Source organism: Enterobacter sp. CGMCC 5087 (assembly GCF_003144775.1).
Classification (GTDB): domain Bacteria; phylum Pseudomonadota; class Gammaproteobacteria; order Enterobacterales; family Enterobacteriaceae; genus Enterobacter; species Enterobacter cloacae_M.
Genome location: NZ_QFXN01000052.1, coordinates 42,884 through 59,471 on the forward strand (window position 1 = coordinate 42,884; position 16,588 = coordinate 59,471).

15 protein-coding genes and 1 pseudogene are annotated in these 16,588 nt (G+C 53.4%); 9 read left to right on the top strand and 7 right to left on the bottom strand.

The window, feature by feature from the left end:
* Positions 1-2: 2 nt before the first annotated feature.
* A complete protein-coding gene (rlmKL, locus tag DEO48_RS05165; RefSeq protein WP_023311022.1) occupies positions 3-2,111 on the bottom strand; it encodes a bifunctional 23S rRNA (guanine(2069)-N(7))-methyltransferase RlmK/23S rRNA (guanine(2445)-N(2))-methyltransferase RlmL in 2,109 nt (702 codons plus the stop codon).
* Between the two features lie 98 nt (positions 2,112-2,209).
* Here rlmKL and DEO48_RS05170 point away from each other — a divergent pair, with 98 nt between their 5' ends.
* Positions 2,210-3,319: a YcbX family protein gene (locus tag DEO48_RS05170; RefSeq protein ID WP_109844542.1), complete on the top strand. Its 1,110-nt coding sequence runs from the start codon at positions 2,210-2,212 to the stop codon at positions 3,317-3,319.
* Here the strand turns inward: DEO48_RS05170 and zapC are convergent.
* Positions 3,316-3,858, bottom strand: coding sequence for a cell division protein ZapC (zapC, locus tag DEO48_RS05175; RefSeq protein ID WP_023311020.1), 543 nt, complete (start codon positions 3,856-3,858; stop codon positions 3,316-3,318). The genes DEO48_RS05170 and zapC overlap by 4 nt on opposite strands.
* A gap of 164 nt (positions 3,859-4,022) precedes the next feature.
* Positions 4,023-5,033, bottom strand: coding sequence for a quinone-dependent dihydroorotate dehydrogenase (pyrD, locus tag DEO48_RS05180; protein ID WP_023311019.1), 1,011 nt, complete (start codon positions 5,031-5,033; stop codon positions 4,023-4,025).
* 248 nt (positions 5,034-5,281) lie between these two features.
* Here pyrD and ssuE point away from each other — a divergent pair, with 248 nt between their 5' ends.
* From ssuE to ssuB, 5 genes are read left to right on the top strand one after another with little or no spacing between them, the layout of a single operon-like run.
* Positions 5,282-5,857: an NADPH-dependent FMN reductase gene (gene ssuE, locus DEO48_RS05190; protein ID WP_008499940.1), complete on the top strand. Its 576-nt coding sequence runs from the start codon at positions 5,282-5,284 to the stop codon at positions 5,855-5,857.
* Positions 5,850-6,812 carry a sulfonate ABC transporter substrate-binding protein gene (locus tag DEO48_RS05195; protein WP_039261603.1) on the top strand — a complete coding sequence of 321 codons (963 nt, stop codon included), beginning with the start codon at positions 5,850-5,852 and terminating at the stop codon, positions 6,810-6,812. Before ssuE ends, DEO48_RS05195 begins: the two co-directional genes overlap by 8 nt.
* Complete coding sequence (gene ssuD / locus DEO48_RS05200; RefSeq protein ID WP_109844543.1) at positions 6,809-7,954, top strand: FMNH2-dependent alkanesulfonate monooxygenase; 1,146 nt, start codon at positions 6,809-6,811, stop codon at positions 7,952-7,954. Before DEO48_RS05195 ends, ssuD begins: the two co-directional genes overlap by 4 nt.
* 9 nt (positions 7,955-7,963) lie before the next feature.
* The gene (gene ssuC / locus DEO48_RS05205; protein WP_023311016.1) at positions 7,964-8,755 is read left to right on the top strand and encodes an aliphatic sulfonate ABC transporter permease SsuC; all 792 of its coding nucleotides are present in this window, start codon (positions 7,964-7,966) and stop codon (positions 8,753-8,755) included.
* Positions 8,752-9,522: an aliphatic sulfonates ABC transporter ATP-binding protein gene (gene ssuB / locus DEO48_RS05210; protein ID WP_109844544.1), complete on the top strand. Its 771-nt coding sequence runs from the start codon at positions 8,752-8,754 to the stop codon at positions 9,520-9,522. Before ssuC ends, ssuB begins: the two co-directional genes overlap by 4 nt.
* A gap of 100 nt (positions 9,523-9,622) precedes the next feature.
* Here the strand turns inward: ssuB and pepN are convergent, their stop codons facing one another.
* Positions 9,623-12,235 carry an aminopeptidase N gene (gene pepN / locus DEO48_RS05215; RefSeq protein WP_109844545.1) on the bottom strand — a complete coding sequence of 871 codons (2,613 nt, stop codon included), beginning with the start codon at positions 12,233-12,235 and terminating at the stop codon, positions 9,623-9,625.
* A gap of 424 nt (positions 12,236-12,659) precedes the next feature.
* Here pepN and DEO48_RS05220 point away from each other — a divergent pair, with 424 nt between their 5' ends.
* From DEO48_RS05220 to DEO48_RS05230, 3 genes are all read left to right on the top strand, one after another.
* Positions 12,660-12,899: a DinI family protein gene (locus tag DEO48_RS05220; protein WP_109844546.1), complete on the top strand. Its 240-nt coding sequence runs from the start codon at positions 12,660-12,662 to the stop codon at positions 12,897-12,899.
* A 5-nt stretch (positions 12,900-12,904) separates the two neighbouring features.
* Entirely contained in the window at positions 12,905-13,153 is a 249-nt protein-coding gene (locus tag DEO48_RS26500) for a hypothetical protein (RefSeq protein WP_146198241.1), read from the top strand.
* A gap of 141 nt (positions 13,154-13,294) precedes the next feature.
* Complete coding sequence (locus DEO48_RS05230; RefSeq protein WP_109844548.1) at positions 13,295-15,331, top strand: acyltransferase family protein; 2,037 nt, start codon at positions 13,295-13,297, stop codon at positions 15,329-15,331.
* 21 nt (positions 15,332-15,352) lie between these two features.
* On the opposite strand, the gene DEO48_RS05235 is transcribed toward DEO48_RS05230, so the two are convergent.
* The 3 genes and pseudogenes from DEO48_RS05235 to DEO48_RS05245 all read right to left on the bottom strand — a co-directional run.
* Positions 15,353-15,766 (bottom strand): tail fiber assembly protein, encoded by a 414-nt coding sequence (locus DEO48_RS05235; RefSeq protein WP_109844549.1) that lies wholly within the window; start codon positions 15,764-15,766, stop codon positions 15,353-15,355.
* 23 nt (positions 15,767-15,789) lie between these two features.
* A complete protein-coding gene (locus tag DEO48_RS05240) occupies positions 15,790-16,197 on the bottom strand; it encodes a tail fiber assembly protein (protein ID WP_109844550.1) in 408 nt (135 codons plus the stop codon).
* Between the two features lie 9 nt (positions 16,198-16,206).
* A pseudogene (locus tag DEO48_RS05245) lies at positions 16,207-16,588 on the bottom strand (hypothetical protein); the annotation flags it as partial.

Below are 16,588 nucleotides of genomic sequence, written 5' to 3' on the forward strand. Positions count from 1 at the left end.
TTTCAGACCGCGGTAATCAACCAGCAGTTATGAATTTGACGGTTGCGGGCAAAGTCCTGAGACAGCGTTTTTTGGCTGATTTCTTGTGCTTTCAGTCCCAGGGCTGCTAAGCCGTCATGATCCATACGGAAGCCGCGTTTGTTGTTCGAGAACATAATGGTGCCGCCCTTACGCAGCAGGCGCTTCAGGTCGGTCATCAGGCGCAGGTGATCGCGTTGAACGTCAAAGCTATCCTCCATGCGCTTGGAGTTGGAGAAGGTCGGCGGATCGATAAAGATCAGGTCGAACTGCTCGTCGGTATCGCGCAGCCAGCCCAGCACGTCGGCCTGCATCAGTCGGTGCTGACGTCCGGTCAGCCCGTTAAGACGCAGGTTGCGCTCCGCCCACTCCAGATAGGTGCGGGACATATCTACCGTGGTGGTGCTCCGCGCGCCGCCCAGACCCGCATGCACGCTCGCGCTGCCGGTATAGGAGAACAGGTTGAGGAAATCTTTGCCCTTGCTCATCTGACCCAGCATGCGACGGGCGATACGGTGGTCGAGGAACAGGCCGGTATCCAGATAGTCGGTCAGGTTCACCCATAGGCGAGCGTTGTATTCGCCCACTTCGATGAAGTCGCCCTTCTCGCCCATCTTCTGGTACTGATTTTTCCCTTTCTGACGCTCGCGGGTTTTCAGCACCAGCTTGTTAGGCGCAATGCCGAGCACGGCGATGGTGGCCGCAATCACATCCAGCATGCGCTGACGCGCTTTTTGCGCATCAATGGTTTTCGGTGGCGCATATTCCTGAATCACCACCCAGTCCGCGTAGCGGTCAACCGCCACGTTGTACTCCGGCAGATCGGCATCGTACAGGCGATAGCATTCAATGCCCTCCTGCTTCGCCCACTTCTCAAATTTCTTCAGGTTCTTGCGCAGGCGGTTGGCGTAATCTTCCGCCACGCCGGATGGCTTACTGTCCGCCGCTTTCTCCGCCAGATGGTAGTTTTTTTGCACGCAGTCCAGCGGGCCGTTTTTCGCTTTAAACTGGCGATCGGCACGCAGCTGCAGGCAGCTCAGCAGCTCCGGCGAGGCGCTAAACAGCGACAGGTTCCAGCCGCCGAAGTAGTCCTTCATATTGCGCCCCAGCAGGCTGTGCAGGGCAATCAGCGCCGGTTCGCTGTCCAGACGCTCGCCGTATGGCGGGTTACTGATCACGGTACCGTACGGACCTTTTGGCAGCGGGTTGGTCAGATTCGCCACGTCTTTCACCTCAAAGGTGACCAGCTCGCCGATACCGGCGCGACGGGCGTTGCTGCGCGCGCGTTCGATTACGCGCGGGTCGCTGTCCGAACCGTAGAAGTGGGAGGTGTACTCCGCCAGACCTTTACGCGCGCGGGTCTGCGCGTCGTCTTTGACCTCTTTCCAGAGCGCTTCGTCGTGCTGCGCCCAGCCTTTAAAACCCCAGTGACCGCGATGCAGGCCCGGCGCGCGGTCGGTTGCCAGCATGGCCGCTTCAATCAGCAACGTACCGGAACCACACATCGGATCGAGCAGCGGCGTGCCCGGCTGCCAGCCGGAGCGCATTACAATGGCGGCGGCCAGCGTTTCTTTAATTGGCGCCATACCGGTACGATCGCGGTAGCCGCGCAGGTGCAGGCCTGCGCCACTCAGATCGAGAGAAATACTCGCCGTGTCACCGTTGAGCCAGACGTTAATACGCAGATCCGGATTTTCGCGATCGACGTTTGGACGTTCCTTATTTTTACGCGTGAAGCAGTCCACAATGGCGTCTTTTACGCGCAGGGCACCGTACTGGCTGTTGCGGATCTCGTCGTTCACGCCGTTGAAATGCACCGCAAAGGTGGCATTGGGCGTGAAGATCTCTGTCCAGTCGATCATCTGTACGCCGGTATAGAGATCCAGGTCGCTATAGACCTTGCACTCCTTCATCGGCAGCATGATGCGCGACGCCAGACGGCTCCACATCAGGCTCTGGTAAATAAGCCGCGTGTCGCCCTCAAAATGGACACCACCCTGAACCACCTGGCACTCTTGCGCGCCCAGGCTTTCCAGTTCAGTTTTTAACAGCTCTTCCAGCCCACGGGCCGTACTGGCAAACAGAGAATTCATATCGTCACTTTTACTCTTAGAAAATTGTCGCGCATTATAGCTAATATGGCGTGTATGTCATAAAGTTGAAGGCTTATTTTCATTTGCGGGAGTGTGCAGTGGCGACGTTATCCAGGCTTTTTATTCATCCGGTGAAATCCATGCGCGGCATTGGCGTCTCTCACGCGCTGGCCGACATGAGCGGATTCGCCTTCGATCGTATTTTTATGGTCACCGAGCCTGACGGCACGTTCATTACCGCACGCCAGTTCCCGCAGATGGTTCTCTTTACCCCTTCCCCGCTTCATGACGGTATACACCTTACCGCGCCGGACGGTTCCAGCGCGGTAATTCGCTTTGCTGATTTTGCGCCTGTCGATGCGCCAACGGAAGTGTGGGGCAATCATTTTACCGCGCGCATCGCCCCGGATGAGATTAACCGCTGGCTGAGCGGTTTCTTCTCTCGCGACGTGCAGCTGCGCTGGGTAGGTCCTGAACTGACGCGTCGCGTGAAGCGCCATGACGCCGTTCCCCTCTCCTTCGCCGATGGTTTCCCGTTCCTGCTGACTAACGAAGCCTCGCTGCGTGATTTACAAGGCCGCTGCAAGGCCAGCGTTCAGATGGAACAGTTCCGTCCGAACCTGGTGGTCACGGGCGCCGACGCCTGGGAAGAAGACTCCTGGAAAGTGATCCGCATCGGTAGCGTCATCTTTGATGTCGTAAAACCCTGCAGCCGCTGCATTTTCACCACGGTGAGCCCTGAGAAAGGCCAGAAGCACCCTTCCGGCGAACCGCTGAAGACGCTGCAGTCGTTCCGCACTGCGCAGGACAACGGCGATGTGGATTTCGGTCAGAACCTGATCCCGCGCTCCAGCGGCGCAATCCGCGTCGGTGATGAGGTAGAAATTCTTGCCCGAGGGCCTGCAAAAGAGTACGGCTCAGGTCAGGAAGAAGAAATGGTCGACGTTGTGACGAATGTCGCCTCTGCGGTAGATATTCACTGGCAGGGCAACGTCATCCGTGGCAACAACCAGCAGGTATTACTGGAGCAACTGGAGCAGGCAGGTATTCGCGTACCCTATTCCTGTCGCGCAGGCATTTGCGGATGCTGCCGCATCAGGCTGGTGGATGGAGAGGTCAGTGCGCTGAAAAAATCGGCAATTGGAAATGACGGCACAATTCTGTGCTGTAGCTGCATACCGAAAACGTCCGTACAGCTGGAAGCTTAAACCGCCTGTTCAAGGCTGAAGGAATCTACGCGCAGCTGTGGCTTAAGCCTGTCGTTCATCACTTTAATGGCATCGCCAAGCTGCATCGTCCGCCCGGCAATGGTTACGCCGGGCTGTGCCAGCAGGCAGAGCGCCGCATTTTCGCCTGGCTCAACCACCAGCAGGCTCACCTCTTCTGCGGTATCGCTCAGATTGACGCTGGCCGCGTCCCCCGTTGCCGGGGTCCAGCTCATACCATGCGCAAGAAAATGCCAGCTTTTTGGCATTTGCGGTTTCAGGAAGCGGATAGCCACCAGCGCATTTAATACCAGCTCGGCACGCTGCTCTTTAGAGAGCACCAGATCGCGACATTTTTCTTCAAAGGAGAAATAAAGCGCCGCATCGTCAACGCAAAAGCCCGACGGGGAAAATGCATCCGGGGTTAACATTCGGCGGGCAAAACGAGAACGAAACAACATGCCATTGGCTAAATCGAGCATCATTCGGTCATGCTCGTCGCAAAAATACCAGCGCCAGTTATCGTCAGGTTTAATTCGCATGTGTCTCTCCCGTCCCCAAACGTCCTGTACTAAAAATGTCCTGTTTGCCGCCTCGTTATAACACCATTAATAAAAGACTATAATGACTAAATAAGCAACAGTGACGGAATATAAAACAACCAGGGCTGGAAATAAAGCCCTGGTTGTCTGATTAAGAGAAAAGATTAGATATGAGTAACGATTTCTTTAATCAACGGCGGTCCTTTAAAAATAAAGCCGGAATAGATTTGCACCAGTGACGCACCTGCCGCCATTTTCTCGCGCGCAGCAATCACTGAGTCAATGCCGCCGACGCCAATAATCGGCAGACGTCCTTTTAATTCCGCAGACAGCGCGCGAATAATTTCGGTGCTTTTTAATTGCACCGGACGTCCACTCAACCCACCCGCTTCGTCACAGTTTTTCATTCCCTGCACGAGGGAACGATCTAGAGTGGTATTGGTCGCAATAACACCATCAATATTATGGCGAACCAAACTGTCGGCAACCTGGATCAATTCTTCAGGAGAAAGATCCGGGGCGATCTTAACCGCGACCGGAACATATTTATGGTGGATCGTCTGGAGTTCATTTTGTTTATTTTTAATGGCACTCAGAAGATCGTCCAGCGCTTCGCCATATTGTAAAGAACGCAGACCCGGAGTATTGGGTGAAGAAATATTCACCGCGATATAACCGGCATAGGCGTAGACTTTTTCCATACAAATCAGATAGTCATCTTTACCCTGCTCGACCGGCGTGTCTTTATTTTTGCCGATATTGATGCCTAATATCCCGTCAAAATGGGCTTTTTTTACGTTCTCCACCAGGTGATCAACACCGAGGTTATTAAAGCCCATGCGGTTGATCAGCCCTTCGGCTTCAACCAGGCGGAACAGGCGCGGCTTGTCATTTCCCGGCTGCGGGCGCGGCGTAACGGTACCGATTTCAATGGAGCCAAAGCCCATCGCGCCCAGGGCATCAATGCACTCGCCATTTTTGTCCAGACCGGCCGCCAGACCCAGCGGATTTTTAAAGGTCAGACCCATGCACTGCACAGGTTTTTCCGGCACATTCTGACGCACCAGAGCGGCCAGCGGCGTTCCGGTAATACGACGTAATTGCTGGAATGTAAATTCATGAGCGCGCTCAGGGTCGAGCTGGAAAAGGGCTTTACGAACGAAGGGGTAGTACATGAACTCTCCTGGATTCCCGGTGTGCAAACCGGGAGGGGATTATGGGCGATCCACGCGCGAAAGGGAATTGACCTGCGGCAAAAAATCAGCGCAAAACGCAATCGTTTACCTTCCCGTCTATTTCTTATGCACTTTTTCGCATTTTAATTGCAGATAAATCATTTAGTGGAATAACCGCGCGGTGTCACACTCCTGAAAATTGTTATGAATGTTAGATAAAAGCAAACAATTGGTTATAAGGAGGAAGTATGCGCGTCATTACCCTGGCCGGAAGTCCACGATTCCCTTCGCGCTCCAGCGCCCTGCTGGAATATGCCCGCGAAAAACTCAATGCCCTGGATGTGGAAGTGTGCCACTGGAACCTGCATAACTTCGAACCTGAAGATCTGCTCTATGCCCGTTTCGACAGCCCTGCTCTTAAAACGCTCATCGAGCAGCTTAACGGCGCTGACGGCTTAATTGTGGCAACGCCCATTTATAAAGCCTCCTTTTCCGGGGCGCTGAAAACCCTGCTCGATCTGCTTCCGGAGCGCGCCCTGGACGGCAAAGTTGTGCTGCCGCTGGCAACGGGCGGTACGGTTGCCCATTTACTGGCCGTGGATTATGCCCTGAAGCCGGTGCTGAACGCGTTGAAAGCGCAGGAGATCCTCCACGGCGTTTTCGCAGATGACTCCCAGGTTATCGATTATCAACATAAACCTCATTTTACGCCAAACCTGCAAACCCGCCTCGATAACGCTCTGGAAACCTTCTGGCACGCTCTGCACCGCAGGGATATCCAGGCCCCGGCGTTTGGTCAGCCTCAAGGAGTCGCACATGTTTAAAACGTTAACCCGTATCGGACTGGCAGGTCTGATGGCACTTACCTCGCTGGCCCATGCCGCAGAAGCGGCTCCGGAAAGTTTGCGCATTGGCTATCAGAAAGGCAGCGTCAGCATGGTGCTGGCGAAAAGCCACCAGCTGCTGGAAAAACGCTTCCCGGACACCAAATTCTCCTGGGTGGAGTTCCCTGCTGGCCCGCAGATGCTAGAGGCCCTGAACGTCGGCAGTATCGATCTCGGCAGCACGGGCGATATTCCGCCGATATTTGCCCAGGCGGCGGGAGCGGACCTCGTCTATGTTGGCGTTGAGCCGCCCAAACCGAAGGCCGAAGTGATTCTGGTGCCTGAAAACAGCGACATTAAAAGCGTCGCCGACCTCAAAGGGCATAAAGTGGCTTTCCAGAAAGGTTCCAGCTCACACAACCTGCTGTTGCGTGCCCTGCAGGAAGCCGGGCTGAAGTTCACTGACATTCAGCCTGTTTACCTGACGCCTGCCGACGCCCGCGCCGCGTTCCAGCAGAAGAACGTTGATGCCTGGGCCATCTGGGATCCGTACTACTCCGCCGCATTGCTGCAGGGCGGCGTTCGCGTGCTGAAAGACGGTACCACGCTGAAGCAGACCGGCTCGTTCTATCTGGCCGCGCGTCCTTATGCTGAAAAGAACGGCGCATTTATTCAGGGCGTACTGGATACCTTTACCCAGGCCGATGCGCTGACCCAGACCCAGCGTCAGGAGAGCATTGCCCTGCTGGCGAAAACCATGGGCTTACCTGAGCCGGTGATCGCGAGCTATCTCAACCACCGTCCGCCGACCACCATTACGCCCGTGGACGCGCACGTCGCCGCGCTTCAGCAACAAACGGCTGACCTTTTCTATCAAAACCACCTGGTGCCAAAACAGGTCACTATCCGCGAACGCATCTGGCAGCCCGCAGGCAAAGAAGGAGCTAAATCATGAGTCTGAATCTTTTCTGGTTTTTACCCACCCACGGTGATGGACACTATCTTGGTACAGAAGAGGGCTCGCGCCCGGTTGACCACGGCTACCTGCAGCAGATTGCGCAGGCGGCAGACCGAATCGGTTTCACCGGGGTGCTGATCCCGACCGGACGTTCATGTGAAGATGCCTGGCTGGTCGCCGCGTCGATGATCCCGGTCACCCAGCGTCTGAAGTTCCTGGTTGCGTTACGCCCGAGCGTGGTCTCCCCCACCGTGGCGGCGCGTCAGGCGGCAACGCTGGACAGGCTGTCCAACGGTCGCGTCCTGTTTAACCTGGTGACGGGCAGCGATCCGCAGGAGCTGGCGGGCGATGGGGTATTCCTCGACCATACCGAGCGCTATGAAGCCTCCGCCGAGTTCACCCGCGTCTGGCGACGTCTGCTGGAAGGTGAAACCGTCACCTTTGAAGGCAAGCATATTCACGTTCGTGACGCGAAGCTCTACTTCCCGCCGGTTCAGCAGCCGCGACCGCCGCTCTATTTTGGCGGATCGTCGGATGTGGCCCAGGATCTGGCGGCAGAGCAGGTCGATCTCTATCTTACCTGGGGCGAACCGCCTGAGCTGGTGAAAGAAAAAATTGCCCAGGTACGCGCTAAGGCGGCCGCCCATGGCCGCAAGGTGCGCTTCGGTATTCGCCTGCACGTAATCGTGCGCGAAACCAATGAAGAAGCCTGGCAGGCCGCCGACCGTCTGATTTCCCATCTGGACGATGAGACCATCGCCAGGGCGCAGGCCGCGTTTGCCAAAACCGACTCCGTCGGACAGCACCGAATGGCTTCCCTGCACAACGGCAAGCGCGAGAATCTGGAGATCAGCCCGAACCTGTGGGCGGGCGTTGGCCTGGTGCGCGGCGGTGCGGGCACGGCGCTGGTCGGCGACGGACAGACCGTAGCCGCCCGGATTAATGAATACGCTGACCTGGGTATCGACAGCTTTATTCTCTCCGGTTACCCGCATCTTGAAGAGGCGTACAAGGTGGGCGAGCTGTTATTCCCGCATCTGGATGTTGCCATTCCGGAAATTCCGCAGCCGCAGCGGCTTCAGCTTCAGGGCGAAGCCGTGGCGAACGAGTTTATTCCACGCAAAGCCGCACAGAGCTAAGGAGTGACCATGTCTGCCACCTCACAAAAATGGCTGCTGCGCGCCGCGCCGTGGTTTTTACCCGTCGGCATTGTGGCTCTCTGGCAGCTCGCGTCATCCACCGGCTGGCTGTCGAGCCGCATTCTGCCCTCTCCGGAGGGCGTCGTAGAAGCGTTCTGGTCGCTGAGCGTGAGCGGCGAGCTGTGGCAGCACCTGGCGATCAGCTCCTGGCGCGCCGTGATTGGGTTTTCCATCGGCGGCAGCATCGGTCTGGTTCTGGGCCTGATCAGCGGCCTTTCCCGCTGGGGCGAGCGGCTGCTGGATACCTCCATCCAGATGCTGCGCAACGTGCCGCATCTGGCGCTGATCCCGCTGGTTATCCTGTGGTTTGGGATTGATGAGAGCGCCAAGATCTTCCTCGTGGCGCTGGGCACACTGTTCCCGATCTACATCAACACCTGGCACGGCATCCGCAACATCGATCGCGGTCTGGTGGAGATGGCGCGCAGCTACGGCTTATCGGGTTTTTCCCTCTTTATTCATGTCATTCTGCCAGGCGCCCTGCCCTCCATTATGGTCGGGGTGCGTTTTGCGCTCGGCCTGATGTGGCTGACGCTGATTGTGGCAGAGACCATCTCGGCCAACTCAGGCATTGGCTACCTGGCGATGAACGCCCGCGAATTCCTGCAAACGGACGTGGTGGTGGTTGCCATCATTCTGTATGCCCTGCTCGGCAAGCTCGCCGACGTCAGCGCCCAGTGGCTGGAGCGCAGCTGGCTGCGCTGGAACCCGGCCTATACCCTTCAGGAGGCGAAAGCATGAACACTGCACGACTGAATCAGGGAACGCCGTTACTGCTGAACGGCGTCACCAAACGCTACGGCGAAAACACCATTCTTAACGGGCTGGATCTGCATATTCCCGCCGGACAGTTTGTGGCCGTCGTCGGGCGCAGCGGCGGAGGCAAGAGTACGCTGCTACGGCTGCTGGCCGGACTGGAAGCCCCCAACGGCGGCGACATTCTGGCAGGGACAACGCCGCTTGCGAATATTCAGGACGATACCCGCATGATGTTCCAGGACGCGCGGCTGCTGCCGTGGAAAACGGTTATCGACAACGTCGGGCTCGGTCTTAAGGGCAGCTGGCGGGATGAAGCCCGCCAGGCGCTGGCCGCCGTTGGGCTGGAAAATCGAGCCGATGAATGGCCTGCTGCCCTTTCGGGTGGACAGAAGCAGCGCGTGGCGCTGGCGCGGGCGTTGATTCACCGTCCGGGCCTGCTGTTGCTCGATGAACCGCTGGGCGCGCTCGACGCCCTGACGCGAATCGAAATGCAGGATTTGATTGGATCCCTCTGGCAGGCGCACGGCTTTACGGTACTGCTGGTGACGCATGACGTGAGCGAAGCCGTCGCCATGGCTGACCGGGTGTTGTTAATAGAGGAAGGGAAAATCGGTCTGGATCTGACGGTGGATCTTCCGCGGCCTCGTCGCGTGGGCTCGGCAAGACTGGCGGAGCTGGAAGCGGAAGTGCTGGATCGGGTGATGAAACGGGGGGAAACGGAGTTGCGGCGAGCTAAGGCTAATGCCTGATGCCCTCACCCCGGCCTTCTCCCACGGGGAGAGGGAGTAAACACTAAAAACGGCAACCGAGGTTGCCGTTTTGCTTTTACCTGCCCACCGGGCTTTTACATCAGGCAAGCGCTTTAGCAATCTTCTCGTATAGATCGCCAGACAGGTTCTCCAGCCCTTTCAGCTGCTCAAGCGCGGCACGCATCTTCGCCTGACGCTTCGCATCGTAGCGTTTCAGACGGATCAGCGGCTCAATCAGACGCGACGCCACCTGCGGGTTACGGCTGTTCAGCTCGGTCAGCATTTCCACCATGAACTGATAACCGCTGCCGTCTTCGGCGTGGAACGCCGCCGGGTTGCTGCTGGCAAATGCGCCAATCAGAGAACGCACGCGGTTTGGGTTGCTCAGGGTAAAGGAGCGATGCTTCAGCAGGCTGCGCACGTTGCTGAGCGCATCGGCCGCCGGGCTGGTCGCCTGCAGGATGAACCATTTGTCCATCACCAGGCCATCCTGATGCCACTTGTCGTCGTACTCCTGCATCAGCGCATCCCGGCACGGCAGTTCAGCTGCAACGCTTGCGCCCAGCGCGGCCAGGGCGTCGGTCATATTATCCGCTTCGTGATACTGTTTGCTCACCAGGGTGTTCGCCAGCTCGGTTTCACCAAACGCCAGATAGCGCAGGCAGGTATTGCGCAGAGAACGTTTACCAATGTCCGCATGCTCAACGCGATAAGCGTCAAGCTTGTTGGCGTTATAAATAGCCAGGAACTCGTCCGCCAGTTCAGCAGCCAGCGTACGGGTCAGCGCTTCACGCACCGCCACGATCGCGATCGGATCGATAATTTCGAACAACTCCGCGATTTCAGTCGCTGACGGCAGGGTCAGAATTTCAGCGGCCAGCGCCGGGTCAATCTTCTCATCCAGCAGGATTGCGCGGAACGCGTCAGCTACGTGAACAGGCAGCGACAGCGGCTGGCCCTGCTGATGACGGTTTACGTTGAGCTTGATGTAGGTCGCCAGCAGGCTTTGCGCGGCATCCCAGCGGGAGAAGTCGTTACGCGCGTGACGCATCAGGAACGTCAGCTGCTGATCGCTCCACTTGTACTCCAGCTTCACCGGCGCGGAGAACTCACACAGCAGCGCAGGCACCGGCTGGAAGTAGACGTTATCGAAGATAAAGGTCTGTTCGGCCTGGGTCACGTTCAGCACGTGGTGTACCGGGTGGCCGCCCTTCTGCAGCGGGATGACTTTGCCTTCGTTATCGTACAGCTCAATGCTGAACGGAATATGCAGCGGATATTTCTCTTCCTGCTCCGCCGTCGGCGGCGTGCGCTGGCTGATGGTCAGGGTATACTGCTCGGTTTCCGGATTGTAATCGTCTTTGACGGTGACAACTGGCGTCCCGGCCTGGCTGTACCAGCGGCGGAAGTGAGAGAGATCGACATTAGAGGCATCCTCCATCGCCTGCACAAAATCGTCGCAGGTGGCCGCGCTGCCGTCATGACGCTCGAAGTACAGCTGCATCCCTTTCTGGAAGTTCTCCTCGCCCAGAAGGGTGTGGATCATGCGGATAATTTCAGCGCCCTTCTCGTACACCGTCAGAGTGTAGAAGTTGTTCATTTCGATAACTTTATCCGGGCGGATCGGGTGTGCCATTGGGCTGGCATCTTCCGCAAACTGCAGGCCGCGCATGGTACGCACGTTGTTGATGCGGTTCACCGCACGTGAACCCAGATCGGAGCTGAACTCCTGATCGCGGAAGACGGTCAGGCCCTCTTTCAGGCTCAGCTGGAACCAGTCGCGGCAGGTGACGCGGTTACCGGTCCAGTTGTGGAAATATTCATGGCCGATAACGCGTTCAATATCGAGGTAGTCTTTATCCGTTGCGGTATCGGTACGCGCCAGCACGTATTTAGAGTTGAAGACGTTAAGGCCTTTGTTCTCCATTGCGCCCATGTTGAAGAAATCGACGGCGACGATCATATAGATGTCGAGATCATATTCGAGGCCGAAGCGCTCCTCGTCCCACTTCATGGAGTTGATGAGAGAGGTCATCGCCCACGGCGCGCGGTCAAGGTTGCCGCGGTCAACGAACAGCTCCAGCGCCACCTCGCGACCAGAGCGCGTTTTGAATGTATCGCGCAGCACGTCGAAGTCCCCCGCCACCAGCGCAAACAGGTAGCACGGTTTCGGGAAGGGATCCTGCCACTGCACCCAGTGACGGCCATTCTCCAGCTCGCCTTCGCCTACGCGATTACCGTTGGAGAGCAGGAAGGGATACAGGGTTTTATCGGCGATGATTTTGGTGGTGAAGCGCGCCAGGACGTCCGGACGGTCGAGATACCAGGTTATATGGCGGAACCCTTCCGCTTCACACTGGGTACACAGCGCCACGCCCGACTGGTAAAGCCCTTCCAGCGCGGTGTTGGCGGCCGGGCTGATTTCATTCACGATGCGCAGCGTAAACTGTTCCGGCAGGTTGTCGATGACCAGCTGGTTGTTTTCTTCTTTATAGTCCGACCAGGCTTCATCATTAATATGCAGGGAGACCAGCGTCAGGTCTTCACCATCCAGACGCAGCGGCACCGCAGTTGCGCTATGGCGCGTCACCTGGCTCACCGCCGTGACAACGGTTTTTGTGGCATCCAGGTCAAAAGTCAGATCGATTTCGCTAATCAGGTAATCCGGCGCACGGTAGTCGTGGCGGTATTTGGCTTGTGGCTGTTGTGTCATAGAAAACCTTATGCATCGTTTGTCGAGTAACGTTTCAATATATTCCTGTTGCGCAAATCGCGCTATGCAGAATGTTCATCTTTTCAGGGTCAAAACCCTTTTTTGCTACATTTGTATAATATGAACTCATAGTTTTTAAAATCGATAAAGATCGTCCAGGAGCGCTTTAAACAAGGGATGAGCGAGATCGAGATAAAGCACGATTAACGAACTTTAACGAAATTCACAGACCACTTTTGCCCCATCCATGCCCCACGCATAATTCTAGTCAGCGCCAGACCACATCAGCCCTGTAGGGCAAATCGATAACAAACACGCCAGCAGTATGTTCCCCAAAATTTAAAAACAGGTCGTTCATGCCTTGACAGACAAAACCGCCAAAGCAAAAATACTGTATATTCAAACAGTGATTGGCGGAGCACTTATGTTCGTAGAACTGGTTTATGATAAGCGTAATGTTGAGGGGCTCGAAGGGGCCAGAGAAATCATTCTGGCCGAGCTGACGAAGCGGGTGCACCAGATTTTCCCTGATGCCGAAGTGAAGGTGAAGCCGATGCAGGCAAACGGCCTTAATAGCGATGCCAGCAAAAGCGATCGGGAAAAGCTGAACCGCATGCTGGAGGAAATGTTTGAAGAGGCCGATATGTGGCTAGTGGAAGAATAATGCGCATGGACAACATGATCATCTCGGGAGCGCGTATCTACTTCCCGCCCGACAACCAGCTGCCAAAAGCATCCGACGACATGCTAACTTTTGCTGTTGTCCGGGATGCTGACACTATCCCGGATTATTTATTATTTATCCACAAAAGCGGTAAGTGGGAGCTTGCCTCCCCTCGTTTTTTCAAAGAAGCCGCGTTTGCGATAACCGCTGCCACCAAAATTGCAAGCAGTCGTTTCCCAAACGTTGCCTGCTGATCATCTGCTGGTAGAATGCGCGCTGGCTGGTAACCATTCAATACTCGCACTATCGGAAGATCACCAGCCAGCCGCCGCACGTTCTTGCATACGACGGTGCGGCGGCTTCCTGTCTTACATCGCAGCTGATAAAATACTCAGATGGAAAAAAAGTTAAGCCTCACTGGAGGCTATTTTATTAAAAAAAATCTACAAGGTACTTTGATGCGTTACCGTTCGGATATTGATGGATTGAGAGCTGTAGCAGTTCTTTTTGTGTTGTTGTTCCATGGAGGATTGTCCATCTTTCCTTCCGGATTTATTGGCGTAGATATATTTTTTGTTATTTCAGGTTTTTTAATAACATCCATAATCAGCACATCTTTAAAAAGCCAGTCGTTTTCGCTGTCTGATTTTTATGTTCGCCGTTTGTGGAGGCTACAACCTGCGTTAATTAGCGTTGTGATTTTCACTTTAGTACTGGCAACAATATTCTACTTACCATCTGATTTTATTGATTATATCAGAAGTGCAAAATACACTACATTATTTACTTCAAATCAGTATTTTTCGAGATCCACTACTGGATATGCAGCACCAGACACTGCAAGTCTATTATTACTACATACCTGGTCGCTATCCATAGAATGGCAATGGTATCTCTTGTTACCAGCGGGACTATTACTTCTCAATCGCTATTTATCAGATAAGTCATTAAAAATAGTAACAACTGCCATTACTATAGGTATGCTGGGATTATCAATTTATCTTTCTGATAAATATCCAAACAAAAGTTATTATTTCTTAACCTCTCGTATTTTTGAGTTTATGGCAGGGAGCTGTCTTGTTGTATTTAATTATGAAAAATTAAAATTAAAGCAAAGCACCGCTTCAGTGTTGGGCGTTCTGTCTTTACTTGCAATAATATATTGCGCAACCAGAGCAAACATCGTACTTGGGTATCCAGATTATCACGCAGTGATAGTTAGCATAGCTAGCGCATTACTAATTTTAGTAGGAACCTCGAATAGTGGCATCGCATCACGTACATTATCTTTTCCCCCATTAGTTTTTATAGGCACAATCTCTTACTCCCTATATCTTTGGCACTGGCCGATCTTCGCCACAGGCAGATATTTAGGCCTAACAGAAAACATTATCTTTAAGCTTTCCTGTTTCGTATTAACTTTCATTGTTTCATATCTCACCTATATATTCATTGAAAAGCCATGCAGAAAGATTAGGTTGTCATTAAGCAAATCATTCTCACTACTGGTGTTAATTCCGGGAGTGTTTTTCTTGATTTTATACCCTGTCAGTTCAAAATATAATGGCTTTAGCTTCCGATTTGGTTCTGAGTATGCCAGAATTGAATCCACCTTACAAAAATATTCTTCGCCTTACAGAGAGTCATGCCTTAACGGAAATACTGATGCCACCGATAAGAATTGCATTATAGGGGATAAAAAATCTGAAAAACGTGCATTGTTAATTGGTGATTCTAATTCTAACCATTTTTGGAGTTTCATTGATGTACTTGCCAAAAATGCTCATATGTCCGTTGCTGTTCAGGGTACATCTTCATGCCTAACACTGCCTGGTATCTACCAGTTTGACTGGTGGTATTTCAAAAATACAACTTATGATGAATGTCACGAAAATACTAAAAAGTATTACAAAAACATCAAAAGAGGAAATTTTGATTACGTGATAATCGGTGAGGTATGGAACAACTACGCAGGCGACAATGTCATAAATAATGTTGGCGACAAGCGCTCAACTGACTTATCAAGAGAAAGAATTGAAATTGCCATGAGAGAGGCTCTAAATATCATAGTTAGTTCAGGGGCGAAGCCCGTCATAATAAAAACAATATACTCGATGCCACAACATTACATGACATGCTTTTACCAGCATATAAAGCTAAGAAATGAATTAGTCACTAACTCATGCTCATCAAATAATTTCCACGGTGATGAAAAGCAGTGGTTTAGTCAACTTTTCATAAAAATGAAAAAAGAGTATCCAACATTAATTATCATCGATCCAAAAGATGTGCAGTGCGAAGGTGAATTTTGCAAGACCGACATCGATGGAATTCCTGTGTATCGTGATGTTGGTCACTTAACAGATTACGCCTCATCCGTTTTTGGTCAAAAATACCTTCGCACTTTTGGGAATCCGTTTACCGGAAATTAACACATGAATTAGCCGGAATTTCTACGGGAATTCCGGCCACTCTATGGACTCATAACTATCTTCATCTGTTACGTTAGACAGATCCATTGCTTTAAGCGCTTTAATATAAGCCATCCATTTAGCCTTATCATCGTCACTTATGACGTCAAGCTGCAGCTCCGTTCGCCAATCTGCAACGGTTTCGTTCGCAGCAGTCAGTAATTCCTGCCGTTTTGATTCTGCCATTTCCTGCATGCCTTTCTTAAGTGCATCAATATCCTGCCCCCATTCACTTCCATTCCATTTCGGATAATCCACGGCAGGGGAAACTGAGGTAGTGTTATCAGGCAATGGTCCCAGCTCTGAGATATAAATAGCTTCCGCCGTACTGGTGTTGTAGACAGTCTGGTCCCTATGATCTTCAATGATAATCCATTCCCCTTTGCACCGGCTCAACTAAAGATTAGCGCTGTCACCAGTTACTCAGGTTTGGGCGGCCACTCCTCCCCAGGCTGCACCCTACTCACCAGCACGCTGTATTTTTCCCATGCTTCGAGGCTGGCGGTTTCTTCCTCTGTAGCCATTCCATGCTTGACCGCCAGTGTCAGAGGGAAGATGATTTCAGCGGCCTCTTTGAGCAAAGTGCGGATTTTTGCACCCGTCTCAGACACCGGGTCAATCTCTGGTGTTACGAGCTCTGGCATTCCGTCATCGCCCGGAACAATTTCCTGGCCGTTCTCCTGTCCTGCCATCAGTGCCTGATAATCTTCGGGGCTGATTTCTACAGCATCGGCAGGCCAACCATTTATGCTGCTCTCGTACTGCTCTTTCATTGACAGGGGATAAAATCCCCCGGTTGTCGGGCTGTAAAAATAACGCTCTTCCATAATCCGTCCTTATTTACCAAATGCGACCCAGAAGGCCGTTTTTTCAGGGTCGCCATTTGAGCCATAAGCAAATCCGGTATTGTTATGCGACAGCGCCCTGATGTTGTCTCTAGACCCATCAAGATTATCTACATACATATTGAGTGTAAGGTGCACCCCCATGCAGAAATTTGGAAATGCTTTAGGGAAAGTAACTGAGGTGGAATACCCCGTCCGGTTCACTATCCCCATCTGCATAATCAGGCCCGTTGATGCGTCCTGCCACCACCCGCCGCCAGCTGCGAGTGACGCTGTGTTTTTTTGCCCATAGCGGGCATCAAAGTTGGTATAATCAGTGAGCCCAAGTCGGCCCATCGTGATATACCCTGATGCCAGATTCACTGTAAACGGA